Origin of the sequence: Sporosarcina sp. FSL W7-1349, assembly GCF_038003045.1 — a bacterium.
GTDB lineage: Bacteria > Bacillota > Bacilli > Bacillales_A > Planococcaceae > Sporosarcina.
The window spans coordinates 875,615-901,112 of the sequence record NZ_JBBOOK010000001.1 but is presented as its reverse complement, the minus strand read 5'-3'; the positions used below and the strand labels follow the sequence as shown (position 1 = coordinate 901,112).

At 48.3% G+C, this 25,498-nt stretch carries 27 protein-coding genes; 18 read left to right on the top strand and 9 right to left on the bottom strand.

Annotated features, from left to right (window positions below; translation table 11 throughout):
* The first annotated feature begins 4 nt into the window (after positions 1-4).
* Both MKY41_RS04505 and MKY41_RS04500 read left to right on the top strand, forming a co-directional pair.
* Entirely contained in the window at positions 5-817 is an 813-nt protein-coding gene (locus tag MKY41_RS04505; RefSeq protein WP_340745633.1) for a sulfurtransferase, read from the top strand.
* 34 nt (positions 818-851) lie between these two features.
* The gene (locus MKY41_RS04500; RefSeq protein WP_340743905.1) at positions 852-1,442 is read left to right on the top strand and encodes a metallophosphoesterase family protein; all 591 of its coding nucleotides are present in this window, start codon (positions 852-854) and stop codon (positions 1,440-1,442) included.
* Between the two features lie 17 nt (positions 1,443-1,459).
* Here the strand turns inward: MKY41_RS04500 and MKY41_RS04495 are convergent, their stop codons facing one another.
* Positions 1,460-1,861 (bottom strand): ribonuclease HI family protein, encoded by a 402-nt coding sequence (locus MKY41_RS04495; RefSeq protein WP_340743904.1) that lies wholly within the window; start codon positions 1,859-1,861, stop codon positions 1,460-1,462.
* An 84-nt stretch (positions 1,862-1,945) separates the two neighbouring features.
* Here MKY41_RS04495 and MKY41_RS04490 point away from each other — a divergent pair, with 84 nt between their 5' ends.
* On the top strand, positions 1,946-2,134 hold the full coding sequence (locus MKY41_RS04490; RefSeq protein WP_340743903.1) for a zinc-finger domain-containing protein: 189 nt from the start codon (positions 1,946-1,948) through the stop codon (positions 2,132-2,134).
* A gap of 37 nt (positions 2,135-2,171) precedes the next feature.
* Here the strand turns inward: MKY41_RS04490 and MKY41_RS04485 are convergent, their stop codons facing one another.
* The 4 genes from MKY41_RS04485 to MKY41_RS04470 all read right to left on the bottom strand — a co-directional run bounded on the left by MKY41_RS04485 (position 2,172) and on the right by MKY41_RS04470 (position 5,053).
* Complete coding sequence (locus tag MKY41_RS04485) at positions 2,172-2,381, bottom strand: cold-shock protein (RefSeq protein ID WP_340743902.1); 210 nt, start codon at positions 2,379-2,381, stop codon at positions 2,172-2,174.
* 470 nt (positions 2,382-2,851) lie between these two features.
* Entirely contained in the window at positions 2,852-3,232 is a 381-nt protein-coding gene (locus MKY41_RS04480) for a DUF2500 domain-containing protein (protein ID WP_340743901.1), read from the bottom strand.
* 112 nt (positions 3,233-3,344) lie between these two features.
* Positions 3,345-3,890 (bottom strand): transcription repressor NadR, encoded by a 546-nt coding sequence (locus tag MKY41_RS04475; protein ID WP_340743900.1) that lies wholly within the window; start codon positions 3,888-3,890, stop codon positions 3,345-3,347.
* A gap of 14 nt (positions 3,891-3,904) precedes the next feature.
* Positions 3,905-5,053, bottom strand: coding sequence for an IscS subfamily cysteine desulfurase (locus tag MKY41_RS04470; RefSeq protein WP_340743899.1), 1,149 nt, complete (start codon positions 5,051-5,053; stop codon positions 3,905-3,907).
* Positions 5,054-5,152: 99 nt separating this feature from the next.
* On the opposite strand from MKY41_RS04470, the gene nadB reads away from it, so the two are divergent.
* From nadB to MKY41_RS04430, 8 genes are all read left to right on the top strand, one after another.
* Positions 5,153-6,724, top strand: coding sequence for an L-aspartate oxidase (nadB, locus tag MKY41_RS04465; protein ID WP_340743898.1), 1,572 nt, complete (start codon positions 5,153-5,155; stop codon positions 6,722-6,724).
* On the top strand, positions 6,693-7,538 hold the full coding sequence (nadC, locus tag MKY41_RS04460; RefSeq protein WP_340743897.1) for a carboxylating nicotinate-nucleotide diphosphorylase: 846 nt from the start codon (positions 6,693-6,695) through the stop codon (positions 7,536-7,538). Before nadB ends, nadC begins: the two co-directional genes overlap by 32 nt.
* A 13-nt stretch (positions 7,539-7,551) precedes the next feature.
* Positions 7,552-8,661 carry a quinolinate synthase NadA gene (gene nadA / locus MKY41_RS04455; RefSeq protein ID WP_340743896.1) on the top strand — a complete coding sequence of 370 codons (1,110 nt, stop codon included), beginning with the start codon at positions 7,552-7,554 and terminating at the stop codon, positions 8,659-8,661.
* 134 nt (positions 8,662-8,795) lie between these two features.
* Positions 8,796-9,644 carry a KPN_02809 family neutral zinc metallopeptidase gene (gene ypfJ, locus MKY41_RS04450; protein WP_340743895.1) on the top strand — a complete coding sequence of 283 codons (849 nt, stop codon included), beginning with the start codon at positions 8,796-8,798 and terminating at the stop codon, positions 9,642-9,644.
* A gap of 261 nt (positions 9,645-9,905) precedes the next feature.
* The gene (locus tag MKY41_RS04445; RefSeq protein WP_340743894.1) at positions 9,906-11,606 is read left to right on the top strand and encodes a methyl-accepting chemotaxis protein; all 1,701 of its coding nucleotides are present in this window, start codon (positions 9,906-9,908) and stop codon (positions 11,604-11,606) included.
* 517 nt (positions 11,607-12,123) lie between these two features.
* Complete coding sequence (locus MKY41_RS04440; RefSeq protein ID WP_340743893.1) at positions 12,124-13,092, top strand: proline dehydrogenase family protein; 969 nt, start codon at positions 12,124-12,126, stop codon at positions 13,090-13,092.
* Positions 13,093-13,273: 181 nt separating this feature from the next.
* Positions 13,274-13,915 carry an FMN-dependent NADH-azoreductase gene (locus tag MKY41_RS04435; protein WP_041074748.1) on the top strand — a complete coding sequence of 214 codons (642 nt, stop codon included), beginning with the start codon at positions 13,274-13,276 and terminating at the stop codon, positions 13,913-13,915.
* 133 nt (positions 13,916-14,048) lie between these two features.
* Positions 14,049-15,641, top strand: a complete 1,593-nt coding sequence (locus tag MKY41_RS04430) for a long-chain-fatty-acid--CoA ligase (RefSeq protein ID WP_041074750.1) — start codon at positions 14,049-14,051, stop codon at positions 15,639-15,641.
* A 57-nt stretch (positions 15,642-15,698) separates the two neighbouring features.
* Here MKY41_RS04430 and MKY41_RS04425 read toward each other — a convergent pair whose 3' ends face one another.
* From MKY41_RS04425 to MKY41_RS04410, 4 genes are read right to left on the bottom strand one after another with little or no spacing between them, the layout of a single operon-like run.
* The gene (locus MKY41_RS04425; RefSeq protein ID WP_340743892.1) at positions 15,699-16,556 is read right to left on the bottom strand and encodes an ABC transporter permease; all 858 of its coding nucleotides are present in this window, start codon (positions 16,554-16,556) and stop codon (positions 15,699-15,701) included.
* On the bottom strand, positions 16,537-17,466 hold the full coding sequence (locus MKY41_RS04420; RefSeq protein ID WP_340743891.1) for an ABC transporter ATP-binding protein: 930 nt from the start codon (positions 17,464-17,466) through the stop codon (positions 16,537-16,539). Before MKY41_RS04420 ends, MKY41_RS04425 begins: the two co-directional genes overlap by 20 nt.
* On the bottom strand, positions 17,459-17,878 hold the full coding sequence (locus MKY41_RS04415) for a hypothetical protein (protein WP_340743890.1): 420 nt from the start codon (positions 17,876-17,878) through the stop codon (positions 17,459-17,461). Before MKY41_RS04415 ends, MKY41_RS04420 begins: the two co-directional genes overlap by 8 nt.
* 14 nt (positions 17,879-17,892) lie before the next feature.
* Positions 17,893-18,378, bottom strand: coding sequence for a LytTR family DNA-binding domain-containing protein (locus MKY41_RS04410; protein WP_340743889.1), 486 nt, complete (start codon positions 18,376-18,378; stop codon positions 17,893-17,895).
* A gap of 143 nt (positions 18,379-18,521) precedes the next feature.
* Between MKY41_RS04410 and MKY41_RS04405 the strand changes: the two genes are divergently transcribed.
* The 7 genes from MKY41_RS04405 (at position 18,522) to MKY41_RS04375 (ending at position 25,473) form a co-directional block, all read left to right on the top strand.
* Positions 18,522-20,405 (top strand): ABC-F family ATP-binding cassette domain-containing protein, encoded by a 1,884-nt coding sequence (locus MKY41_RS04405; RefSeq protein WP_340743888.1) that lies wholly within the window; start codon positions 18,522-18,524, stop codon positions 20,403-20,405.
* 257 nt (positions 20,406-20,662) lie between these two features.
* Complete coding sequence (locus MKY41_RS04400) at positions 20,663-21,796, top strand: conserved virulence factor C family protein (RefSeq protein WP_340743887.1); 1,134 nt, start codon at positions 20,663-20,665, stop codon at positions 21,794-21,796.
* A 26-nt stretch (positions 21,797-21,822) separates the two neighbouring features.
* Positions 21,823-22,257: a BrxA/BrxB family bacilliredoxin gene (locus MKY41_RS04395; protein WP_340743886.1), complete on the top strand. Its 435-nt coding sequence runs from the start codon at positions 21,823-21,825 to the stop codon at positions 22,255-22,257.
* On the top strand, positions 22,254-23,036 hold the full coding sequence (locus tag MKY41_RS04390; RefSeq protein ID WP_340743885.1) for a class I SAM-dependent methyltransferase: 783 nt from the start codon (positions 22,254-22,256) through the stop codon (positions 23,034-23,036). Before MKY41_RS04395 ends, MKY41_RS04390 begins: the two co-directional genes overlap by 4 nt.
* A gap of 285 nt (positions 23,037-23,321) precedes the next feature.
* Positions 23,322-23,924, top strand: coding sequence for a YpjP family protein (locus tag MKY41_RS04385; protein WP_340743884.1), 603 nt, complete (start codon positions 23,322-23,324; stop codon positions 23,922-23,924).
* Between the two features lie 82 nt (positions 23,925-24,006).
* Positions 24,007-24,954, top strand: a complete 948-nt coding sequence (locus MKY41_RS04380) for a thymidylate synthase (RefSeq protein WP_340743883.1) — start codon at positions 24,007-24,009, stop codon at positions 24,952-24,954.
* Positions 24,955-24,987: 33 nt separating this feature from the next.
* Complete coding sequence (locus MKY41_RS04375) at positions 24,988-25,473, top strand: dihydrofolate reductase (RefSeq protein WP_340743882.1); 486 nt, start codon at positions 24,988-24,990, stop codon at positions 25,471-25,473.
* Positions 25,474-25,498: the final 25 nt, after the last annotated feature.

Genomic DNA, 25,498 nt, shown 5'->3' with positions numbered 1-25,498 from the left:
AAAAGTGTTCGTTTCTGTAGATGAGGTGAATTCGGAACAGGCTAAATGGATCGATGCGCGTTTTTCCTTGCAAGATAGTGGGGAAGGCAGGCGGCAATACGGGGAGAGTCATATCTCGGGTGCAGTGTATTGGGACTTGGAGGAGGATCTATCCGATATGTCAAAGAAAGCCGGGCGCCATCCGATGCCGGAGAAAGAGGCGTTGACGGAGCTGTTCAGGAGGAGCGGGCTGAATAGGGATGATCTGATCATTGTCTACGACCAAGGAGGGAGCCCTTTTGCGCCCCGTGCTTGGTGGTTCCTCCACTATGCGGGATTCCAAAACGCGGTCATCGCAATCGAAGGGTTTGAAGAGCTGCGCACGAAAGGGATTCCGGTTGATGACGTGGAGGCGAAACCTGTGCGCACCGATGTGCAGCCGGATTGGAATGAAGAGCTGTATGCCTCACGGGAATTCGTGGAACGGACGGTGGCGAGCCGGACGGATAGCCGATTGGTTGACGCCCGGGCTGCGGAGCGGTATCGGGGTGAAGTCGAGCCGCTCGACCCGGTAGCCGGCCGCATTCCCGGCGCACTGAATTTCGACTGGGAACAGTTGAAGCAAGACGGTCGCTTCCGTGCAGACGATACACTGCGGAACCAATTGGCAGCCATCGTCGATCCTACGGAGGAAGTGACGGTCTACTGCGGCAGCGGTGTAACTGCCGCTCCGCTCTATGCGATGCTTAGACAGGTAGATTATCCAAATGTCCGTCTCTATGTCGGAAGTTACAGCGATTGGATTTCAAAAGAGGATGCGCCCGTCGAGAAGGGATAATCGGAATCTTTGACTTAAGGGATGTGGAGCAGGAATGAAATATGCGTTGCTGGGAGATATCCATTCTTCCAAAGAAGACCTGGATGCCGTGCTGGACGACATCGAAGCAAAAGCGCCCGACGCAATCCGGGTTGGAACAGGCGATTTGTTCGAATGTACAATCAGTAAGAAGGATGTCAAAGGGCAGACTTACACGAAAATGGAGGACGTCATGCTTTTGCCGGATGGGTTTGAGGAGTTGCTGACTTTCCTGTCCGTCCGGGGGAATCAGGAGGAGCGGATCCTCCAGTTGACCGAGACGGCTGACGTCCTTCGTGAAAAGTTGGCAACCATGCCTGAGACATTTTCGCTCAGTGAAGCAGAAATCGTCCATGGCCATCAATGGCAATGGGGCGGGGAACCTTGGTCGCTGATCCGGGCGGATGTCGAGCGAACCCCAGTATTCTACGGCCATAGCCACAAGTCCGGACTGCGACGCAGAGGAGTGGAAACGCCGATCGAGTTCGGGACGCCGTACCCGGTTACTGGGGAAGAAGTCCTCGTAAACGTTGGAGCGGTTGTCGGTGACCGAGAATGGGCGTTGTATGATTTGGCGGATCAGACAGTCACCTTTATGAAAGCATAACGAAAAGACGGAAAAGGTCAATTCATGCCTTTTCCGTCTTTTCGCAACGCCTGCCGCGCGAGAGCGTCAGCCGCTTTATTCTGTTCGTCGGGAATCCATTTGATGAAAAAATAATCGAAGCCTTTTGTAATCTCCAAGATCCGGGCTAAATAAGCTTGGTGTTTCCCATTTTTGACAAACTCCTTTTCCACTGCCTGGACGACGATTTGTGAATCGGACTTCGCCGCGACCATGCCCGTCGTCAACTGGGCCGCCTCTTCCAGGCCCCGCAGCAAGGCTTGGAATTCCGCGGTATGGTTGTCGGTCGGCTCAATCGGTTCGGAAATGCGGATTTGGTGCCCTTCGCCTTTAATATAGACTCCGATGCCGCTTTTTCCGGGATTTCCGGCGCTCGCTCCATCGACGTATAATTCAATCATCTGCTTCACCTCATGATTCGAAGAAAGTTGCAACATCCTCGATTGCGTATTAGAATAGAGGAATCTTGCCTTATGGAGGTTGTTATGGACAAAGTAAGTGTCATGACCGAAATTAATGAAATGCTCGATACCTTTTGCCAAGATTGCTTTGTAAAGAAACAATTGATTAAAGATAACGGAAAGACGCAGGCCCATAAATTTTGCATAACGACATGTACGGTGGGGGAACAATTGCAGTTCCTTGGTTCGGAAATGAATAAAATCACAAAATAAGATCCCGCTGATAAGACTTCAGCGGGACATTTCACGTTCACTCATTATCCATTTTCAAGACATTCGCCGCTTGGGGACCACGGTTCCCCTCAATGATTTCGAAAGAAACGGTTTGCCCTTCGTCGAGCGTTTTAAATCCTTCGGACATAATACCGGTAAAGTGGACAAACACATCTTCTCCGTCATCCGCTTCGATGAAACCATAACCCTTTTCATTACTGAACCATTTGACTTTTCCCTGGTACATGTTACCCCTCCTCAGCGATACGATGTCCTATACAGTATAAAACAATTACACCTCGGCATAATTGCGTCCGGATTTTGAATTGCGAATCGAACAGCAACGGGTTCGATTTGCCAGATTTCCGCGTTCCTTGCAGAAATTCAGGCACTAGACGTCGAGCCCTTAGGTGCCTTCCTGAACTCTCCTCAAAATCTGTAACATTCGCCGGAGGCTTTACTTGATTCAGCTAGGTATAAAACTGAATGAAGCCAACCTATGGCCAATGTCATTCAATTTGCAATAGACATTATTTTGCTGAATCAAGTTAAACTATACAGTATTCGACAGGGTAGGTCAATTGAACATCATTGCATACAACGCAATGTTTTTTTGCACTGAAATCCGTCCTTCGCAACAAATTTTGTAATCCTCAGAATCGACTGCGTAAGCAACAGTCCATGAATGCGATAGAACATTTAAAATGTACATAATCCTCATCCCATTGCATCGCTTTGCACTCGTTCGAATTCCAAGTAGCGGGTTCCTTGAAAAGTCAGCATCCCGATATCACCTTCCGCCAACATGCCATATTCATTTCCCCTCACATTGAATTCCATCCGGTCACCGCTTTGCACTTGAAATGTGACATAATACCATGTGCTAGCGGAGGCATTTCTGTGGCTTCCCGATGTTCTGGATCGTTTCGTCACGACTTCGGCAGGTACCGTCAATTTAGGGGATTGGTTATTTTTGTTCCATTCACCGATCCCTCTACCTAAAATGAATAAAAATCCGATGATGGCAATTGCAAAAATTGCCCCAAAGATAATAGATCCGTTGGATAACATGAAATGATCGAACGCATTGAATCCCATAGAACGCCACTACTCCCTTAAAAACGTGAAAATTGCTTTTCTTTATTTACGCAATTGACCATAAAAAGTTTCAAGGAAACAAGGCTATCCGCGGTGAACCATTGAACACTCCTCATTCAACGAGCATTCCTGCTTTTCGCAACGCCTCTTCCGCATCCCGGATTTGCTCCTCGTTGTCCGCTATTACTGTGTGGAGGTGGATGCCGCCTTCCGCCAGTTTCGAAAGATAAATTGCGTTCGATTCATTGATTTCCTGGATGAATGCTTGCACTTCTTTCCGGTTCGATACCATGATGGAAGCACTCAAATCGCCGTAGACGGGATGTTCGATCTTAACGTCTTTCACGGTGACGCCGTTATCGACGAGGAGATTCAGTTCCTCCTCCGTCTGCTCCGGCCTGTGCCGGCAAACGATCGTCTTTTCGATTTTCTGGGGAGCGGCTTGTGCATGGAGATAGAGATAGCCTTGATTCGTTGCGATGATCGGCTCGTTTCTCGCTTTCAACAGCGTGACATCGCTGACGATCACTTGACGGCTGACGCTTGTCATCTCGCCCAGTTCCCGGCCCGTCATCGGCCGATCCGATTTTCGCAATGTTTCAAGGATCATTTCACGCCGTTCTTCTCCGAGCACTTTACCGTTATCATTCATTTCCATCAACCCCTCTGTTTCTATCCTATGATATATGGGCTAAGCCGCCGGGCCGCTTCGATCAAGCGGGCCGCTAGCAAATCGACGCTTTCCACTGTCGTGTCCCTGCCGAATGAAATTCGAATGAATCCTTTCGCGGTTTGTGGGTCGATTTCCATCGCGACCATCGTTTTGGACGCATGCTGCTGCCCGACTTGGCACGCGCTTCCTGTAGAAATCGCAAATCCGTGGCGGTTGAGCTCCAGCATGATCAGCTGCCCTTCGACATGGTGGACGCCAAGCCCGATGATCTGCGAAAGCTGCCTCTCCTGCCCGGCGGCTTCATATAATGTGAAAAGTTCCTGTGCATCCTTTATTTTATCATAAAACACTTGCCGCATTGAAAGATAGGCTGGGTTTCCGATTTCCTCGTCTACTGCAATTTTCGCCGCGGTGACGAAAGCGGCGATTCCTGGCACATTCACCGTACCACCCCGAAATCCACCTTCATGGACGGCTCCCGGAAAGACGGGGGAATAGCGATGTTTCGGATGGATGTACACCGCGCCGACCCCTTTTGGTCCATATATTTTATGACTGGACACCGTTATCGCATCGACCCATTTCGCCAAAAGCCGCAAGTCCACTTTGCCGAATGATTGGACACAATCACTATGAAATAAAATTCCCCGTCCCGCAATCAACCCGGCAATTTCTTCAATCGGTTGGATGGTCCCAATTTCCGGATTGATATGCTGAACGGATAGTAAAATCGTATCTTCCCGGATCGCCTGTGCCAACTTGTCCAAATCGACAGTTCCGCTCGAGTCAAAGGGGATGGTCGTCACAGAAAAACCTTGCGCTTTCAAATAATCCATTGCCGAATCGACGGAGGGGTGTTCTCCTGCGGACGTTATGATATGTCGGCCGCGATGCTGATGAGCCATGGCCAAAGAAATGAGTGCAAGCAAATTTCCTTCCGTTCCACCACCCGTAAAATAAATTCCATCATCTTCGACCCCGATCAGCTGCGCCAATTCCGTCCTTGCGTAAGCAAGGACGTTTTGCGCTTCTCCTCCAAAGTCATGAAGACTGCTCGTGTTCCCGAAGCAACGTTCCGATAATGTACAGAACACTTGTGAAGCGGCGGGGAGTAAAGGCGTACTCGCCGCATAGTCGAAATAATACATAGTCGATTCCTCCAAGCTATCTAGTAAATTCATCTTGTCATATTCAAGTAATTATGTAAAGATAGGTGTCAAGACAGTGGTCAGGAGGCAGTCAACGACATGACGTATCATTGCATCATCGTAGGGGGCGGCATTGCGGCGCTCCAATTGGCCCATCATTTGAAACGGGACATGGACATTCTGCTATTGATGAAAGGCGAAATCCGGTCTAGCAATACATACCGTGCCCAAGGCGGAATAGCCGCCGCGGTTGGACAGGGGGATTCGCCAGCTCTTCATTACAACGATACGATCCAAGCGGGGCGGGACTTCCACAATTACAAGGAAGTCGCAGACTTGGTAAAGAAAGGTCCAAACCTCATCGCCGCGCTCCAGCAGGAAGGATTGCAATTCGATCAGGGGCCGGATGGACGGTTGGCACTCGGGATGGAAGGGGCTCATAGCCGGAACCGCATTGTCCATAGCGGAGGGGATGCCTCCGGCAAATGTGTGGCCGAGCATCTGATTCGATTGCAGAGACCGGGTCTCACCATCCGGGAAAACCGTTTCGTGTATGAATTGATGATGGATCCGATTACGAACCGGTGCTTTGGGGTCCAAGTGCTCGATGAAGCCGGCCGCATCGAGAACTATTTCGGCCGCCATATCATTTTGGCGACAGGCGGGGTTGGCGGGCTGTATGACCAGACATCGAATGACCCGACCATTACAGGGGATGGCATCGCGCTTGCCTACCGGGCAGGAGCGGATCTCGTCGATATGGAATTCATCCAATTCCATCCGACCTTGCTTGTTGGGGGGGACCGCACGATTGGCCTCGTTTCCGAAGCGGTGCGCGGAGCTGGAGGGCGGTTGATAGATAACACGGGCAGGAAAGTGATGGAAGGAAAGCATCCCCTCGGCGATCTGGCCCCGCGCCATGTCGTCGCACATGAAATATTCAAATTGAAAACCAAAGGAGAAGAAGTCTTCCTCGATATATCGGGTATTACCGATTTCAAGGAGAAATTCCCGACGATTACCGAATTATGTGAAGCAAATGGCATCCTAATCGCAAAAGGCAAGCTCCCCGTCGCCCCGGGTTGCCATTTCCTCATGGGCGGCATCTCTGTCGACGCTGTCGGGAGGACGACAATCCCGGGGCTCTATGCAATTGGGGAGACAGCAGCAACCGGCGTCCACGGGGCCAACCGGTTGGCCAGCAATTCCTTATTGGAAGGCTTGTATTATGGAAGAAAACTCGCTTTATTTTTGAATGAACTGCCGGATGCTCCGATTTTAGCCAAACCGGACAGGCTGTGTTCTACTTACGAAACATCGGATTTTTTACCGGAACCCGACGAGCTCCGTCGGCAGATGATGAAGCATGCGGGCATTATCCGTTTCCGGGAAGGGCTGGAGGAATTGGATCGATGGCTTGGCGAATATAATGCAGACGCCTCATTGGTCGGCAAATCCAAAAAGGACATTCAGACGGTTTTCATGCTGCAAACTGCCAAGCTCATCGCCAAGGGGGCCTTACTCCGCGAAGAAAGCCGAGGAGCGCATATTCGTTCGGACTTCCCGGATGAGTCAAAGCATTTCGGAAAGGTCCACATCGTGCAATCAAAAAAAGGATTCGAAATGAGGGACAGACATTGTGAATACGATCAAATTACGATCCATGCTTGAGCAATTTTATATAGAGGATATTGGCGACCAGGACGTCTCCTCGGATTTTTTATTTCCCGCGGATATGACGGGGCAATTGGAGATCAAAGCGAAGGAGGCTGGCATTTTCTGCGGAATGCAAGTTATCCAGGAAGGGCTCAGGGTCATCGATCCTAGCATCATCGTTAACATGGCCGTGAAGGATGGCGACGCTATTTCAAAAGGGGATTCGGTCGCAATCGCTTCCGGGTCTGTACGCAGCTTGCTGAAGAGTGAACGGGTAATCTTGAACCTGATTCAGCGGATGAGCGCCATTGCGACTGCGACCGATGCAGTCGTCCGCCAGTTGGAAGGGACAGCGGCACGAGTATGCGATACGCGTAAAACAATGCCGGGACTGCGCATGCTCGATAAGTATGCCGTCCGTGTCGGGGGTGGGGTCAATCACCGGTATGGCCTATATGATGCGGTCATGCTGAAGGACAACCATATCGCCTTCGCGAGAGGGTCCATCTCGAAAGCAGTTCAAACCGTGCGCTCCGTACTCGGCCACACGATTAAGATCGAAGTTGAGATTGAGACGCTGGATCAATTGAAAGAGGCGATCAATGCAAAAGCGGATATTATTATGTTTGATAATTGCACGCCGGAAACGATCAAGGAATGGATCGAGCTCGTACCGGATTCCATCGTCACTGAGGCCTCCGGCAATATAACAGGGGACAATATCCGCTCCTACGCGGAAGCCGGCATCGACATGATCTCACTTGGGTATTTGACGCATTCAGTGAAGGCGCTGGATTTGAGCGCAAATGTATCATTCATTACAGATTAATGGAGGAATCGGAATGTCGATTTTACAATACTTCGAAGAGAAAAAGAGCGGGACGCTGCCGGAGATATACCGGGAGATGAACCAATCGCAAATGGAAGAACGGATTCGGGAAATCAAGCAGATTCTCGGGGACAAGCTGTTCATTCCCGGGCATCATTATCAGAAGGATGAAGTGATTCAATTCGCGGATGCGACGGGGGATTCACTTCAACTGGCACAGCTTTGCGCAGCAAATGGCAAAGCGGAGCATATCGTCTTCTGCGGTGTCCATTTCATGGCGGAAACGGCGGATATCTTGACGGATGACGGGCAGTACGTCTATTTGCCGGATATGCGGGCGGGCTGTTCGATGGCGGATATGGCGGACATCTATCAGACGGACCGGGCGTGGGATGCGTTGACCGAGTTGTTCGATCTGACGATTGTGCCGTTGACGTATGTGAATTCAACGGCTGCTATTAAAGCGTTTGTCGGGCGTAATGGAGGAGCGACCGTGACGTCTTCGAACGCGCATGCGATGGTTGAGTGGGCGTTTACGCAGAAAGAACGGATTTTATTCTTGCCGGATCAGCATTTGGGCCGGAATACGGCGTTCGATCTCGGCATCCCGCTGGAGCAGATGGCAGTCTGGGATCCAATCCAGAACCGGCTCGAATACGAAGGGAGTTTGGAAGACGTCAAAGTGATTCTCTGGAAAGGGCATTGCTCGGTGCATGAGAATTTCACCGTGCAAAATATTATCCATGTCCGCGAAGAGTATCCTGATATGCGCGTCATCGTCCATCCCGAATGCACGCGCGAGGTCGTTGAACTGTCGGACGACAATGGGTCGACAAAATATATCATCGATGCGATCGAAAACGCGGAACCGGGCAGCCAGTGGGCGATCGGGACGGAGATGAACCTCGTCAACCGGTTAATTCAGAATCATCCTGATAAAAAGATCATTTCACTCAATCCGAGCATGTGCCCGTGTTTGACGATGAACCGCATCGACCTGCCACATCTGCTTTGGAGCTTGGAAAGTATTGTGGCGGGAGAACCGGTCAATCGCATTACTGTTGACAAAGATACGGCGGATGCTGCTATCGCCGCATTGGATCGCATGCTGGCGAGAGCTTGATAGACGTGGATTCAGCTTAGCATTGGCGGGCTGTTTTCCTCGATTTCATTCAATCATGCACTACTTTTATCATTTGCGGGGTATACCAATAATGATAAGTATGTATTGGATTTGAAGATCGAGGAGGAATGACCATGGAGTGGAAAGGAAGAAGAGGCAGTTCGAATGTGGAGGATCGGCGAGGCCGCGGCGGGGGAATGATGATTGGCGGCGGACTCGGCGGCATCGTGCTGGTGTTCCTCGTCATGTTCCTAGGCGGCGATCCGGGGGAGCTGCTTGGGAATATGGGAGGTTCCAACGGGACGGAAAGTCAAATCGCCTACCAAGAGACCGAACAGGAAAGAGAGCTGGCTGATTTCGTTTCGGTCGTCCTCGCGGATACCGAAGACGTTTGGACTTCCATTTTCGAAGAGAAAGGACTTGTTTATAAGGAACCGACACTGGTCCTTTACACGGACAGTGTGCAATCCGCCTGCGGAACCGCTGCAGCCGCGGTAGGTCCTTTCTACTGTCCTGGCGACCAAAAGCTCTATATTGACCTCAGTTTCTATAATGAACTGCAAAACCAATTCCAAGCACCCGGCGATTTTGCCATGGCTTATGTCATCGCCCATGAAGTCGGACACCATGTCCAGACTTTGCTCGGCATTTCGGATGAAATCATGCCGTTGCGTAACCAGATGAGCGAAACGGAGTTCAATAAATACCTCGTCCGCTTCGAGTTGCAGGCCGACTATCTCGCGGGCGTCTGGGCGCATCACGCACAAGGCTTGGGGTATCTGGAAGAAGGAGACTTGGAAGAAGCATTGACCGCCGCCAGTGCGGTGGGTGATGATACCATCCAACGACGGGCGCGAGGCCATGTCGTGCCAGACAGTTTCACGCACGGCTCGTCTGAGCAGAGACGAAGCTGGTTCTATAAAGGGTTCCAGGCAGGCAATTTGGAAGAAGGCAATACATTCAAGTCTGCTTTGCCGCAATAACATTCAGGGATAGCCATTCCAATCGAGGATGGCTTTTTCTATTACTATATCCACATAAAATGGGCATGAAGCTTTATATTCTACTAAATATTTACATAGTTATTCGAACGAAACCGATATTTGCCATATATATTTAACAATTCTGCTTCATTTGTCCTAATTTTCTCTTAAAATCTCTTTGTTTCTGACGAAATAAAGAGTATTATAGGAACTGAGACAATCTCCAATAGAGCCATTTTCTTCAAAGACAGGGGTAGAGCGATGCGAAAGACATTAACGGTGCAACTTGGAACTATTATTGTAGGTATAATGATTGCCATGTTGGCCATCACATCATTTTCCACATACAAAACAGCATATGACAAATTATATGACGCGGCCGGTGTGGAAGCATACGGTTGTGCAAATATTACGACAGGTTTGATTCGTCCCGACGACGTTGAAAAGATGCTGGCTGGGGATCAGGGTACGAGGGAAGCGGTCGGCAACCAATTGAACTGGACGATCAACCACAAAGAGATATTCGAAACCCAATACATCCTGGATCTTGACGGAACCATCCTGGCATTGGATGATAACTTGCGCGACAAAGGTTTCAAGCCGGGTGATTCGATCCATATGGATGAGAAAGCGATCGATATGTTGCTTTCCATGAAGCACCCGACCTATTCGGAACTCTATGAGGCGGGCGGGATGCAGCGGCTTTCAGGTTATGCTCCGATTTTCAAGGATCACGATCCGAATAAAGAAATCATTGCGATCAGCGTCATCGATTTTGATGGCTCCATCGTAGGGGAGCGGACATGGGATGTCGTCCGAAACGGTATTTTGATCAGCTTGATTCCCATGTTGATCGCCTCCGTGATTACGTTGTACTTGATTCGCAGAAAAACGAAACCGATCTCTTCTTTGATTGCCCACGCGAAGGAAATCGCAAATGGCAATCTGGCGATAGAAGATACGGTCGTCAATGGGCATGACGAAGTTGGTGATCTTGGACGGACGTTGAACACCATGACGGCCAATTTACGGGAAATGATCGGAACGATGCAGTCGACATCCATCCAGTTAAGTCAAAATTCCCATGAAACGGCAGCCACTTTGAATGAAATGCAGGCAGCGGTCCAGCAAGTGGCCCAGAACATGGTACACACGGTAGAATCCATTTCTAATGGGACATCCAATGCGGAAAACGCATCGTCTATCCTGCACTCATTAGCAGAAGGACTGCAAGATTCACGGGAAAAAGCAGATGTCACTGTCCAGAATTCGAGAAACACGATGGAGATTTCACAAGAAGGGCAGCGTCGGGCCAATGAAATCCGGGAGGACATGGAAAAGATCCGCAACTCATCCAATGAGGCAAGCGTGACTGTGCAAAACCTGATCGACTCGACGAAAAAGATCCAAGATATTACAGGCTCCATCTCCGCCATCGCCGCACAGACGAACTTGCTGGCGCTCAATGCGTCCATTGAGGCAGCCCGTGCCGGTGAACACGGGAAAGGGTTTGCTGTCGTAGCTGACGAAGTGCGGAAACTGGCAGAGCAATCGAACGAAGAAGTGTTGGAAGTGGAAAAGCTTGTCCAGGAGATTACGACGAGCATCCGCGACGTCGTTCATTCGACAACAGAAAGCACGAAATTGATCGAGACAGGAACAGAGACCGTCCGTTTGACGGCGGAATCGCTCAGCGAAATTTCAAGAGCGGTTGCGGAAACGGTGGAAGAGATCACGATGATTTCAGAGATGACGACGGCGGAGGCCGAAAGTTCCAAGCGGGTCGTCGAGCTGATCAATCAGTTGACGCAATCGATCCGGTTGATCGAAGACGCTTCTAATAATATCTCGGCCGCGACGGAACAGACTTCCGCTTCCATCGATGAAGTGGCGAGCCGTTCAAACGAAATGAGCCATATGTCGCAAGAGCTCGAGAAAATTGTTGGCCAATTTCATATTTAATCAATAACGCCTCGACGTTATTGCGTCCGGATTTTAAATCGAGCTTGCTCGATTAACTCCTCTTAAAATCTGTGACATCCGCCGGCCAACAAAAACGCCACGTCCTGTGGCATTGTCGGCACTAGCACATCCTGTGCGTCGGAGGCAATGGGCCAACAGGAAGTTGGTCACTCAGACGTGGACAATCGAACAGCGAAGGGTTCGATTTGCCGTATTTCTGCGATCTTTGCAGAAATTAAGGCACCTTTCAGGATGCGGCGATTTTAGTCTGAGTTCCCCTATTCAGCGGGCATTTGAACACTCACTGGACAGGAAATAAGACCTCATCCATTTCGCCAAACTGTGAAGGTGGAAGTTTTGCTGAACTAAGATAATGAGACCCGCAAAAGTGATGCTGCTTTTGCGGGTTTTATTCAAAAGGAAGTATGGTAAAGATAAATGATGTGCGATATCAGAATACGGAAGAAATGCAAATGGTATACTGAAAACAAATACATCAGTTTGAGGAGCATGCGTCATGCTAAAGGATTTGTTTATCGGATTATCGCAAAATCAGTTTCTCAATAATGCGGCGAAACGATATGGTTTGAAGCTTGGTGCGCAAAGCGTCGTAGCCGGGACGAATATACCGGAAACGATTCAAAGCATTAAAGAATTGAACGCGCATGGCATCTCGTGTACGGTTGATAATCTCGGGGAATTTGTGAATCAGAAGGACGAAGCGACCGCTGCTAAGGAACAGATTCTGGAAGTTATTGAAGCAATCCATCAACATGAAGTGGATGCCCATATTTCATTGAAACCGACACAGCTTGGCTTGGATATCGACTATCATTTCTGTCTGGCTAATTTGCGGGAAATCGTGGAGAGGGCGGACGGTTATTCTATTTTCGTCAATATCGATATGGAGGATCATAGTCACTTGCAGCCTTCGTTTGATATTATGGAAGAGTTGTCCAAGGAGCATTCCAATATCGGGACCGTCATTCAGGCGTATTTTTATCGTGCCGAGGAGGATATCCAAAAATATAAGGACTATCGTCTTCGCATCGTCAAGGGGGCGTACAAAGAGCCTACGGAATATGCTTATCAGGACAAGAAGGACATTGATGCTAATTTCATCAAGTTGATCGAATATCATTTATTGAACGGGAAATTCACCTCTGTTGCGACGCATGACCATCATATTATCAACCATGTCAAACGGTTTGTGAAAGAACATGACATTCCGTTTGATCAATTCGAATTCCAAATGCTCTATGGCTTCCGCCGCGAAATGCAATTGGAACTCGCAAAGGAAGGCTATAATTTCTGTACGTACGTTCCATTCGGCAGCGATTGGTACGGCTATTTCATGCGACGTCTCGCCGAAAGGCCGCAAAACTTGAATTTGGTTGTCAAACAAGTGTTTACGAAGAAAACAAATACGATGATCGGGTTGGCGGCCGGTGCCTTTTTGCTCGGACGTTTGACGAAACGAAAATGACTGCTGAAAGCATGCCTTATCTGGATGGGCATGCTTTTTGAATTTGTTGGCTTAATACGAGCTCGAAAGGTAGCACGATCCCTTCCCAAGCAAGCAGATTGTGATTTACTTCTTCTTCACCTATAATGATAGATGGTTTTCATTTGAGATAAATATATACATATAAAGGAGTCAGATTATAATGAATGTATTAGTCGTCAAGGCAAATAACCGGCCTGCCGAACAAGCCGTAACAAGTAAAATGTACGATGTATTCATGGAAGAAGTATCAAAAAGCGATCAGCTTGCCATTGAAACTTTCGACGTGTTCGAAGAAGATATGCCGTATTTCGGGCAGGATTTTCTTTCCGCGATGGGGAAACAATCGAAAGGTCTGGAGCTGACGGAAATTGAGCGGCGGATTCTGGCGGCTTCCACAAAAGCATTGGATGCTTTCATGAAGGCCGATACCGTCGTCTTTGTATTCCCTCTATGGAATAAAACCATCCCGGCACCGCTTCAAACATTCATCGATTATATCTACCGCGCAGGCGTGACGTTCCGCTACACGGAAGAAGGCCCGATCGGCTTGGTTCCAGAAAAGAAAGTGATCATCCTTAACGCACGCGGGGATGTTTATTCTGCTCCTCATCTGCGCGCTATGGAAATGAGCGTCAGCTATATCCGAATGATCATGGAATTCTTCGGCGTCCAGGATTTCGAAGAAGTCATCATTGAAGGCCATAACAAATACCGTGACCGTGCTGCCGAAATCATCGAAGAAGGCATGGAGAAAACAAAAGAAATGGCTGCCCGTCTTGCAGAAGGGAAAGTCCACGCATAATAACAGAGCACCTCGGTTCCGGGGTGCTTTTCTATTGTCTGAAACGCTGAAATGATTTCCAGTCTTTCCAATTCTCCTGATGACGGATAAATCAAAATGTTATATACTGTATGAAAACAAAGGGGGTAGGGAAATGAATGTACCATTAACATTGCCACAATTTCTCGATCGGGCGGTCATCTTATTCGGTGAAAAAGAGGCCATTCACTGTGAAGGCCGCAGTTTTACGTATAATGAATTGAATGGCCGGGTCAACCAACTGTCCCGGGGACTACAGGATTTAGGCATTCGAAAAGGGGATCATGTCGCCTATTTAGCAGGGAATTCGGTCGAGATGTTGGAAGGTTTCTATGGAGTTTATCAGGTGGGCGCGGTCATGGTTCCATTGAATACTCGTCTAAAGCCGGAAGATTATGTATTCATCTTAAACCATAGCGAATCGAAGGTACTGTTAGTCGACCAAGATCTTTATGAATTGATTGAACCGATCAAAGACCAACTGACTACAGTCCGCCAAATCATCGTCCACTACAAAGAGCCGCAGACAAAAGAAATCGATTACGATAATTGGCTTGCGTCGTTTTCCAGCGCAGCATTCGATCGTACGGAAATCGATGAAAATGACGTTTGCAGCTTATTGTATACGAGCGGAACGACGGGCAATCCAAAAGGGGTCATGCTGACACACCGGAATAATTATCTCCACGCGTTGAGCACGATGCACCATCTCCGTGTTCGGGATGAGGATGTCCTTCTGCATGTGTTGCCGATGTTCCACGTCAACGGCTGGGGGTCGCCGTTCTATTACACGGCAAATGGTGCGTCGCAAATTTGTGCAAGGAAGCATACGCCAGAGTCGATCATCAAAGCAATCCAAGAGCATAAAGTGTCGATTCTACATATGGCACCGACAGTTCTGAACTCAATTCTTCAATACCATGATCAGCATAAACCGGTTATCGACCATGACGTTCGGGTCATCATCGCCGGCTCGGCTCCGCCGCCAGCGTTCATTACCCGGGTCGAGGAAGAGCTTGGCTGGGAATTCATCCAAGTGTACGGCATGACGGAATCCTCCCCGCTTAGCTTGGTATCGACTATCCGCTCCCATTTGGATCATCTGTCCGATGGAGAAAAGATCCAATTGAAGGCAAAAGCCGGCTACCCGATGATCGGGTCGGACGTGCGGATCGTGGATGAGATGGGGAATGAAGTGCCCCATGACGGAGAGACGGCAGGGGAAGTCGCTGTTCGCAGCCATGGGGTCATGAAAGGCTATTGGAAAAATGAAGCCGCGACGGAGGAAGTGCTGCAAAATGGCTATCTGTTGACAGGCGATATGGGGACGATCGACCAATATGGCTATATCAATATAGTAGACCGGAAAAAAGATGTCATCATCAGCGGAGGGGAAAATATCTCTTCTATTGAAGTGGAAGGCGTTCTTTACGGGCATCCGGCTATCCTCGAAGCGGCCGTCATCGCGGTGCCGCATGAGAAATGGGGGGAGACGCCGCATGCGTTTGTCGTATTGCGTGAGAACATGACAGCGACGGAACAGGAGATCATTGACTTTTCCAGGTCTAAACTAGCCCATTTCAAAGCGGTCACGGGTATCACCTTTGTTGATGAACTCCCGAAAACGGCATCCGGAAAAATCCAGAAAGTCCAAATCCGCGACGCATATTGGGAATCGATCGGCAAAGAAGGCCGGAAAGTGAATTAAAGCAAAACAAAAGAGCATGCTCTGTGTAAGTAAAAGTTTTACACAGAACATGCTTTTCTATTTCTCTTTTTTCATCATTACAACGAGGGAAAGGATGAAAAAGAGGATCGTGATTCCAACTAGATAGAAAATACTGAACCATTTCGATGCAGGACTGCCATTGATCTCATAAAAAATACCCATATTGAACTGGAAAGACTCTTTCATCCCTGGCGGCGCATTTAAAAAAGCCTCCGCGAGCGAAGTTTCCATCAACACTTGCCGAAATAATGCGACCGAATGAGAGGCGGGAAACCAAGTAACAACCGGATGCAAATAATCAGGTAAACTTCCGATCGGTATATAGATTCCAGCTAAAAAACCGATAAATGTCCCGATTAGCATACTTGCTGCAGCAAAGGCATTCGATGTCCTGAAAAAAGAGACGAGCAGTAAAATCATTGATCCGCTTGCGACAACGGATAATACAATGATGCCTCCTAATTGGATCGTTTTCTGTATTGATAAGAGAGCGCCAGTTGAAAATAGGAGATACACATCAACCACAATCAGTGTAAATGAGCACATGAGAGCACCTACAAAAAGCGCGCTTGCTATATATCCGACAACAATCCCGGTTCGAGATATGGGGGATGAAAAGAAGTCCCTATCTACCTTAGTCGCTCTGTCATTTACGAGAGTGCCAAATGCTCCAAGTGTTGTTGTGACAGATGTGACAGCAAGAATACCTGCTATAAACCACGCATTCAACAGATTCTTTTTCGATGGAAAGTCGAGTAAGTTATCGGACGTCATGTCCGCCAAAAAGAGCACATATAAAGCGATAAGAATGAAGACGGATAGCATCGAGAAGAAAACAGTCGTCTTATCCCGGAAGTAGAGCATGATATTACGTTTAGCGAACGCGTACATCATCGTTCCCATCCTTTCCGTTAATAGCGATGAAAACATCATCCAAGCTGGATTTCCTTACTTCAAATGATGAAATGTAGGAAGAAAATTTTGATAGGATGGGAATTGCATCGGTCGTTTCATTTAGATGAATATGGAAATAGGATTTATCCTCTCTAACAGCAATCCCTTCCGCAGCGAGTTGTTGGCGCAATTCCATTTCCTTCTCCGTCGTTATCGACAATTGGTGTGAAGAATAGCTGTTTTTCAATTGTTCTGGCGTACCTTTTGCGATAATGCATCCTTCTTTCATGACAACAACATAATCTGAATTGGCTGCGTCTTCGATATAATGCGTAGTTAAAAAGATGGTCATCCGAGTTTCTTTTTGAAGCCGCAATATCATTTTCCAAATACTCTTCCGGCTTTGAGGATCAAGACCCGTAGTCGGTTCATCCAATATCAAAATAGTCGGTTGGTGGATTAACGCCCGCGCAATATCTGCCCGTCGTTTCTGCCCCCCTGATAATTTGCCGTAGCGCTGATTCAAAAAAGAAGTGCAATCGACAATTTTCACGACTCTATGGATGGCCTCTTTACGTTCCTCTTTGGACATTCCATAAAAAGATCCCCGTAAGTCCAAGTTTTCTTTGACAGTCAGTAGAGGATCCAGCACACTTTCTTGAAAGACCACGCCAATTTCCTTTCGAATGAAGTGATCCTGTTTTCCGATCGCATAGCCGTTCACTTTCACTTCACCGCCATTCTGTTTCAACAATGTCAGCAAAATTGAAATGGTTGTCGATTTTCCAGCGCCATTTGTTCCTAGAAATGAAAAGAGGGACCCTTCTTCTACGAAGAAGCTAATATCTTTTACTGCTTGTACGTTTCCGAATGATTTTGACAATCGATTCACTTCAATTATTTTATTCATCCGTCATCCTCCGTTTCTTTTTTGCAATCACAGAATTGATTTCCTGTGCGCTTAACAGATTTCCAATATAGGCTACGACCATTACGCCAATATACGTTAAGAAACCGGAAAGGCAGACAAAAAGGGCATTACGCCAGACGAGAGGAAATAATTGAAAAAAGATTCCAGCAATCAGCAGTACGAAAATGACAATACCGAGTTCCAGTAATCTTGAAATAATGGGATGATTAATTGGAAACTGTTTCTTGGCAAACATTAAAATTGTGATGGTGAGCGAAATTAGTAAAATATTCAATCCCATTTGGTTATCTAAAGTAGGGAAAATGGATAAATAACTAAAAAATAGATAAAATGCAAAACTGATTGTAAAGGCAATACAACTGATCATGACAAAACGGATAAACCCACTCATATCCTCATAACACCTCACTTTAGAAATTTCTCTTTAAACGATTTTGCATAATGCCGATTGACAATCACTTTTTCACCATTTGTCAAAGTTGCTTCAAACCTTCCATTAAATAAGGCTCGGACGTGGTCTACATACATCGTATTAACGATCAAGTTTTTACTGATGCGGATGAAATGTGTGCTTTCCAGAAGCTTTTCCAGCTCATATAATTTCTTATTGCTTTCGTAAACATGGTTCTCGTCGTAGATAAATGTCTTACTATCAACTGATTCGATATAATACAAATCATCTGCGATAAGAGAATAGGTAGTTTCCTCTTTCAAGCCGATCAACGGAATATAATTCTGTTTGATCTGCTCAATCAAATTGGAAAGCCTGCTATCAATCCGGGGACACTGGATCGTAATTTGAATATCCTCATATTCTTCGGATTCATCAATCTGTAAACGAATGGTCTTCACACCCTTTCTGAATAGATTTGCATGTGAAAATCGTATCATCTGTCTTAATCTGTCACAATGCTTCTCGGGTGACCTGCATTATTCTTCGGCTAAGTTGCATTCAAGGAGGTCGTCCCCTTTCAAAAACTGCCCCGAATCGGCTATGATAGAACTATGGAGTCATGAGAAATGGAAGTGAAGGTATGAGTCAATTGATCATAGAGAACCTGACGAAGACGGTCGGGGAGAAAACGTTGTTCCAACAAATTGCGTTCACAATCGTGAGCGGGGAAAAGGTCGGCTTGATCGGCGTTAACGGGACGGGGAAATCGACGCTGTTGTCGATCATCGCAGGGGAAGAAGAGGCTGACTCGATATCGAGGGACCATCCGAACCAATATCGGATTGCCTACTTGCCGCAGGAACCGGAAGTAGATCCCACGTTGACCGTGATGGAAACGGTTTTTATGAGTGATGCTCCGATCATCCGGCTGAACTTGGATTATGAGCACGCGTTGCAGGCGTTGACCGAAACTCCCGAATCGGCGGCTAATCAAGAGCGGTTCGCGAAACTTCAAAATGAAATGGATGCTCAGGACGCTTGGGATTTGAATGCCAAGGCAAGAACGATCTTGACGAAGCTTGGCATCGATACCTTTGATAAGAAAATGGGGGAGCTTTCGGGAGGTCAGCAGAAGCGGGTTTCCTTGGCGAAAGTGCTGATTGAACCGGCAGATCTTCTGCTATTGGACGAACCGACGAACCATTTGGACGTCCATTCGATCACGTGGTTGGAGGATCATTTGAAAAATGAGCAGGGCGCCGTCCTGTTCGTGACCCATGATCGCTACTTCCTGGATGCGATTGCCACTCATATTTACGAACTCGCAAATCGGACTTTGTATTCCCACACAGGGAACTACGGTGATTATATTGAATCGAAGGCGCTGCGTGAAGAGATGGCGGCCGCGACGGAGGATAAAATGCGCAACCGGTACCGCTCGGAATTGAAATGGATCCGACGGGGTGCCAAAGCGCGTTCCACGAAACAGAAGGCGCGGATTGGCCGATTTGAAGAGCTGGAGGAGAAATTGAAAAAAGGCGAGCAGAAGGGCGAGATGGATGTCGCTTTAAAAACATCCCGACTTGGACGGAAAGTGGTGGAAGCGGTCAACGTATCAAAAGCTTTCCGCGGCAAATCAGTGATCGACGATTTCTCATTCCTCCTTCAATCGGGGGACCGCATCGCTGTCGTCGGGCCGAACGGAGCAGGCAAGTCGACATTGCTCAATCTGATTTCGAGTGAAATTGAGCCGGATAGCGGGTTGATCGAAAAAGGTTCGACTGTCAAAATTGCGCATTTCCGTCAACATATCCCCGTAATGGAGGAGTCGAAACGGATTATCGAATACATCCGCGACACCTCGAATGATATCGAAGATGCGGATGGCGTCCGGATTTCCGCTTCGCAAATGCTGGAACGTTTTTTATTCCCAGCCTCCACCCACGGGACACCGATTGGGAAATTATCCGGCGGAGAGCGGAAAAGGCTTTATTTGCTGAAACTTCTAATGGAGCAGCCGAATGTGTTGTTGCTGGACGAGCCGACGAACGACCTTGATTTGGAAACATTATCTGTCCTGGAATCCTTCATCGATACGTTCCCGGGTGTCGTCATTACCATTTCACATGACCGGTTTTTCCTCGACCGGACATCGACAAAGCTATGGGTGCTCGATGGCACCGGGAAAATCGAAACGTACTTCGGTCTATATTCCGATTATTTGGAGATGGCCGCAAGCGTGCCTACACGCGAGCCGGCGCCCGTCAAACAGCCGGCACAACCCGTCGTGAAAGAAACGAAGAAAAAGATGACGTACAATGAAAAGAGGGAATGGGAAACGATCGAGGCCGATATCGAAAAAGTGGAGGAGCAGATTGCCGCGACCGAAGAGGAAATGGCGGCGGCTGGTTCCGATTACGATAAACTGCGGGAGATGACCGCAGCCCTCGACGAGTTGAACCGAACCTATGAAACATTGATCGAACGTTGGTCTTATTTACAAGAAATCGCTGATTCAGTTTAATTCAGCAAAATTACTTGTATAAAAAGGTAGAAATCTTGGTCCTGTGAAGTACTCTAATAAGTAGGAGTTCATACTCCTGCTGAATTAAAAAGCCTACGGCGGATGTCACGGATTTTGAGAGGAGTCAATTGCGCATAGTTACAGCGAATAGTGCCTTAATTTCTGCAAAGAACGCAGAAACTAAGGCAAATCGAACCCTTCGCTGTTCGATTCGCAATTACGCCGAGGAGTAATTGATTAAGAGGAGGCAGTCAAAATTGAAAATTAAAACGATCGAACCGACACCGAGCCCTAACTCCATGAAGATCGTGCTCGATACGGAATTGCCGCAAGGCGTGGCCCATAATTATAAAAAGAGCGATGCTGAAACAGCGCCGTCCCCAATAGCGGAATTGCTTGGCATTCACGGTATCAAAGGGATCTATCATGTCATGGACTTCATGGCGGTAGAACGAATTGCCAATGTCGCCTGGGAAACGATCCTGGCGGAAGTGCAAGCTGTGCTGAACGATGAACTAGCGGATCAGGCGGAAGCGCAGGAAGCTGTCGACGAGACATACGGGGAAGTCTATGTCCATGTTCAGACGTATAAAGAGATTCCGCTTCAGGTGAAAGTGTTTGATAGCCATTCCGAAGAGCGTTTCGGACTGAGCGAACGCTTTCTGAAAGCGATGGAGCAGGTTCATTCTTCCGAAACGGAAAACTATATTTTATTGCGCAAATGGGCGGATTACGGCATTCGCTATGGGGAGATGGAGGAAATCGGGCAACTCGTCATCCAGGAGATCGAGGCGGCCTATCCGGATGATCGGCTTGAAGAAATCATCCGCAATGTGCAAGAAGGCCATGAGCGGACAAGCCACCGGGGCCGAAAGGTATCTTTGGATGAATTCGATGTTCCGGAATGGGAGACGCGCTTCCAATTGCTCGATCAGATGCCGGATCCGGACCTTGATGATCTGCCGCTTCTCGAAAAAGCATTGCAGGACGATAAGATGTCCATCCGCCGCCTAGCCACCGTCTACTTGGGAATGATCGAGGATGAGGCTGTCATTCCATTTATCGAACGAGCCTTGCACGACAAAAGCTGGGCAGTTCGCCGAACAGCGGGTGACTGTATGAGCGACCTCGGCTTTCCGGGTTTCGAATCGGCCGCGATGGAAGCTTTGCAAGATAAGAACAAATTAGTCCGTTGGCGGGCTGCGATGTATCTGTATGAAACCGGAACGGAGCGGGCGCTGCCTGCTTTAAAACAAGCGGAAAACGATCCGGAGTTTGAAGTGAAACTGCAAGTCCGTATGGCGATTGCCCGTATTGAAGAAGGGGAAGAGGCAAAAGGTTCGGTATGGAAGCAGATGACGGAAGCAAGGGCCGCGACACCAAACGAATAATTAGTCAAGAAAGGGGTTTATGGATTATGAGAGCTTATGAAGAGTACATGCGCAATGTGTATAAACCGATGCGAGAAGAAATGGTAGGGATGGGCTTCACGGAATTGACGACTGCCGAAGAAGTGGAGGGTATCATGGAAACGGTGGAAGGGACCGCATTGATCGTCATCAACTCGGTCTGTGGCTGCGCGGCGGGCTTGGCTCGCCCTGCCGTCCGCGAGGCATTGGAAGAAGCGGAACATCGACCGGACCAACTATTCACGGTGTTTGCAGGCCAGGACAAGGAAGCGACGGAGAAGATGCGGGAATATTTTCCCGAAGTGCCTCCAAGTTCGCCATCCATCGCTCTTTGGAAAGATGGCGCATTGGCGTACTTCATCCCGAGGGAGCAGATTGAGAATTTCCAGATGGAGCAGATCAAAGACCATCTGGCAGACGTCCTCGTTCAAGTGTGCAAGTGAGCACCATCATTACGACGGGAGGGCGGCCGGATGAGGTTTCGCTTGAATTGGCCTTGGCTGCCTCCCAAGCGCTCGGCTATCCTTTTGTCGAGCGCCGGAAAGCATCCGTCGCGGGGCTTCAACAACGATACGGCTCCCATGTCCTCGTCGCAGGAAAAGGAAGGTTCGAACTATTTCGGATCGGCATGGACAAGCCGTTTTTCTTCCATCCGAATACAGCCGTTTTCCGCCTGAAACGCTTGGCAAGAGGAGAAAGAGACCCGATGATCGAAGCAGCCGGATTGAAGGCGGGCGATTCATTCCTCGATTGCACCCTCGGGTTGGCTTCGGATAGCATCGTGGCCTCCTACATCACAGGGGAGACAGGACAGGTGACGGGTATTGAGGCGGATCGGGATGTTGCCTACTTGACGGAGAGAGGATTGCGGGCATTTCCGACGGATGACGACGGTTTGCGGGAGGCGATGAGCCGAATCGATGTTCTTCATTCTGATGCGCTTGCCTATTTACAGACGCAACCGGATGACTCATGGGATGTCGTCTACCTCGATCCGATGTTTCATACGCCGATTGAGGAATCATCCAATTTCACACCCCTCCGCGAAGTGGGCGTCCATAGTCCGCTGACAGATGCCTGGTGGAACGAAGCGCTTCGCGTCAGCAGGCGCCGCGTCGTCGTGAAAGACCGTTATGATTCTGCTGTCTTCGAGCAGTTCAGCCTGGAACGCGTCAAACGGCCGAACACGAAGTTCCATTTCGGTTATTGGAATAAAATATAAAGAAAAACGCCGTGCTTTCCTTGATGGAAAAAACGGCGTTTTTCAACTTGTCCTTATACGATCAATGCGTAAAGTTAAGAGAGCTTAAGTAAAGAACCAAAATGAGCAATCCGATACCGATAAGTAGTTCAACGTTCATCCGTATGACCCTCCTTCAAAAAGACACACATTTATACAATTTTTATTGTACAATGAAAAGAAGAAAGAAGAAACCTTTTCTATCGTATTTCGTCCAACAGGATAGGAGCATTTTGAAAATTGTACACAAATGGGTGGTGAGAACTGATGAAAAAATGGTTGCAGAAAACGTTGATTGTGACAGTGGCGTTTTTGACCTTCGGTGCCATTTCACCGAGCCATGAGTTTTGGACAAACTTGCAGGATAAGGAAGGAACCAATCCGGAACTGCATCCAGAGACGCCATCTGATGACTTCCGAGTCGAGGTGGCGGAACGTGATTTCGAACCGGCGCCGCTGGAAGCGCCGCCATCGATCGAGGATACGCTCATTTCGTCCGCTAAAGAGTTGTCCTATATGAAATTCGGTTCCAAAATCGGGCCGGTCATCCAGGATGAATTCGACGAAGTGATTTTCCCGAAAATCGAAGAGGCGATCCAGATGACGCTCGCAAACTCCGACGATGTACATAAACGGCGACTTGCCATCAGCGAACGGCCGGCGGGTAACTATTCCGAAAAAATTTTCCATGTGTTCGACATGGATGCCCGGAAAGACTTGATCCGCTTCCATGTACGCACGGAAAAGCGGCCACTGGAAGGCTATTACTTCAATTTCCATTATCATGTCTCCCATGACGGTTTCGCAGCACATCATACAATCGGCGATATTTATTGGAGCAAAAACACACCGCCCAAATGGTTATCCTAACCATCTGGCGCCGGTGTGTTTTTCAATATCATCCGACCCATTTGTCTGCTATACTGAACACTATAGCTAGGAGGGTCTCAACATGAAACAATATCTGGAATTATGCCAGCATGTCCTGCAGTCCGGCACGCGCAAAGAGGATCGGACAGGAACAGGGACAATCAGCGTTTTCGGATACCAGATGCGCTTTGATTTAAATGAAGGATTTCCACTGATGACGACAAAAAAACTCGCCCTGCGGCTTATCGTATCGGAATTGCTTTGGTTCTTAAAAGGGGATACGAACGTTCGGACGCTAGTGCAGGACCGGAATCCAATCTGGGATGAATGGGCTTTTGAACAATGGGTGACCAGCCCGGAATATAGTGGGCCCGATATGACGGACTTTGGCAGACGGGCTGTAAAAGATCCAGATTTTGCGGTTGTCTATGAGGCGGAAATGACGAAGTTCAAGGAACGGATTTTGGCGGATGAAGAATTCGCCGAAAAGTATGGCGATTTGGGACCTGTATACGGAAAACAATGGCGTTCCTGGTCAGCGGGAGAGAGTGGAGACACCATTGACCAGATTGCGAATGTAATCGAAAGCATCAAACGGAATCCGGATTCCCGAAGGCATATCGTGACGGCATGGAACCCGGCTGAAGTGGAAGACATGGCACTGCCACCATGCCATTCGCTGTTCCAGTTTTACGTCGCCGATGGCAAACTATCTTGCCAGCTCTACCAGCGGAGTGCTGATATTTTCCTGGGTGTCCCGTTCAATATTGCGTCGTACGCGCTGCTGATCCACTTGATCGCGCAGGAATGCGGGCTTGGGGTAGGCGAATTTGTACATACATTGGGAGATGCGCATATTTATCTCAACCATCTAGATCAGGTGAAGGAGCAGCTATCCCGTGAACCGCGGAAACTTCCTACCTTGAAGCTTTCCATGGAAGGGAAATCCATCTTTGATTTGAATACGGAAGACATTGAGGTGGAACACTACGATCCACATCCGAGGATTAAAGCGCCCATCGCAGTTTGATGAATTTTGGCATAGGAGGAAGGGCTAAACTATATGATTTCATTACTCGTTGCACATGATCCAGACCGGGTGATCGGGAAGGAGAATCAGTTGCCATGGCATGTACCGGAAGACCTCGCATATTTTAAAAAGATGTCGATCGGCAAAGGCATCGTCATGGGCAGGAAAACGTTCGAATCGATCGGCCGCCCGTTGCCTGGGAGATTGAATATCGTCGTGACACGGAATCCGGATTTCCGGGCAGAAGGAGTGACGGTCGTCCATACATTGGCAGACGCTATCGATAAAGCGCAAGCCTATCATGAAGAGGTGGTCATCATCGGCGGAGCGGAGATTTTCCGTTTGGCGATCGGAATTGCCGATCGGATGTATATTACGATGATCCAAAAGCATTTCGAAGGGGACACCTTTTTCCCGCCCTATGGCGACGAATGGAAATTGACAAGCGTTTCCGAAGACTATCAATCGGCGGATGGCACGCCATACTCCTTTCTTGTTTATGAAAAGCTTCCTGATTAAAAAATGATGGGAAAGGATTACGCCA

What these genes read in the sequence shown, in the direction of transcription:
- MKY41_RS04500 (WP_340743905.1), top strand. Translation starts at nt 852, where the DNA reads ATGAAATATGCGTTGCTGGGAGATATCCATTCTTCCAAAGAAGACCTG.
- MKY41_RS04495 (WP_340743904.1), bottom strand. Translation starts at nt 1,861, where the DNA reads ATGATTGAATTATACGTCGATGGAGCGAGCGCCGGAAATCCCGGAAAA.
- MKY41_RS04490 (WP_340743903.1), top strand. Translation starts at nt 1,946, where the DNA reads ATGGACAAAGTAAGTGTCATGACCGAAATTAATGAAATGCTCGATACC.
- MKY41_RS04485 (WP_340743902.1), bottom strand. Translation starts at nt 2,381, where the DNA reads ATGTACCAGGGAAAAGTCAAATGGTTCAGTAATGAAAAGGGTTATGGT.
- MKY41_RS04480 (WP_340743901.1), bottom strand. Translation starts at nt 3,232, where the DNA reads ATGGGATTCAATGCGTTCGATCATTTCATGTTATCCAACGGATCTATT.
- MKY41_RS04475 (WP_340743900.1), bottom strand. Translation starts at nt 3,890, where the DNA reads ATGGAAATGAATGATAACGGTAAAGTGCTCGGAGAAGAACGGCGTGAA.
- MKY41_RS04470 (WP_340743899.1), bottom strand. Translation starts at nt 5,053, where the DNA reads ATGTATTATTTCGACTATGCGGCGAGTACGCCTTTACTCCCCGCCGCT.
- nadB (WP_340743898.1), top strand. Translation starts at nt 5,153, where the DNA reads ATGACGTATCATTGCATCATCGTAGGGGGCGGCATTGCGGCGCTCCAA.
- nadA (WP_340743896.1), top strand. Translation starts at nt 7,552, where the DNA reads ATGTCGATTTTACAATACTTCGAAGAGAAAAAGAGCGGGACGCTGCCG.
- ypfJ (WP_340743895.1), top strand. Translation starts at nt 8,796, where the DNA reads ATGGAGTGGAAAGGAAGAAGAGGCAGTTCGAATGTGGAGGATCGGCGA.
- MKY41_RS04445 (WP_340743894.1), top strand. Translation starts at nt 9,906, where the DNA reads ATGCGAAAGACATTAACGGTGCAACTTGGAACTATTATTGTAGGTATA.
- MKY41_RS04440 (WP_340743893.1), top strand. Translation starts at nt 12,124, where the DNA reads ATGCTAAAGGATTTGTTTATCGGATTATCGCAAAATCAGTTTCTCAAT.
- MKY41_RS04435 (WP_041074748.1), top strand. Translation starts at nt 13,274, where the DNA reads ATGAATGTATTAGTCGTCAAGGCAAATAACCGGCCTGCCGAACAAGCC.
- MKY41_RS04430 (WP_041074750.1), top strand. Translation starts at nt 14,049, where the DNA reads ATGAATGTACCATTAACATTGCCACAATTTCTCGATCGGGCGGTCATC.
- MKY41_RS04425 (WP_340743892.1), bottom strand. Translation starts at nt 16,556, where the DNA reads ATGATGTACGCGTTCGCTAAACGTAATATCATGCTCTACTTCCGGGAT.
- MKY41_RS04420 (WP_340743891.1), bottom strand. Translation starts at nt 17,466, where the DNA reads ATGAATAAAATAATTGAAGTGAATCGATTGTCAAAATCATTCGGAAAC.
- MKY41_RS04415 (WP_340743890.1), bottom strand. Translation starts at nt 17,878, where the DNA reads ATGAGTGGGTTTATCCGTTTTGTCATGATCAGTTGTATTGCCTTTACA.
- MKY41_RS04410 (WP_340743889.1), bottom strand. Translation starts at nt 18,378, where the DNA reads ATGATACGATTTTCACATGCAAATCTATTCAGAAAGGGTGTGAAGACC.
- MKY41_RS04405 (WP_340743888.1), top strand. Translation starts at nt 18,522, where the DNA reads ATGAGTCAATTGATCATAGAGAACCTGACGAAGACGGTCGGGGAGAAA.
- MKY41_RS04395 (WP_340743886.1), top strand. Translation starts at nt 21,823, where the DNA reads ATGAGAGCTTATGAAGAGTACATGCGCAATGTGTATAAACCGATGCGA.
- MKY41_RS04385 (WP_340743884.1), top strand. Translation starts at nt 23,322, where the DNA reads ATGAAAAAATGGTTGCAGAAAACGTTGATTGTGACAGTGGCGTTTTTG.
- MKY41_RS04380 (WP_340743883.1), top strand. Translation starts at nt 24,007, where the DNA reads ATGAAACAATATCTGGAATTATGCCAGCATGTCCTGCAGTCCGGCACG.
- MKY41_RS04375 (WP_340743882.1), top strand. Translation starts at nt 24,988, where the DNA reads ATGATTTCATTACTCGTTGCACATGATCCAGACCGGGTGATCGGGAAG.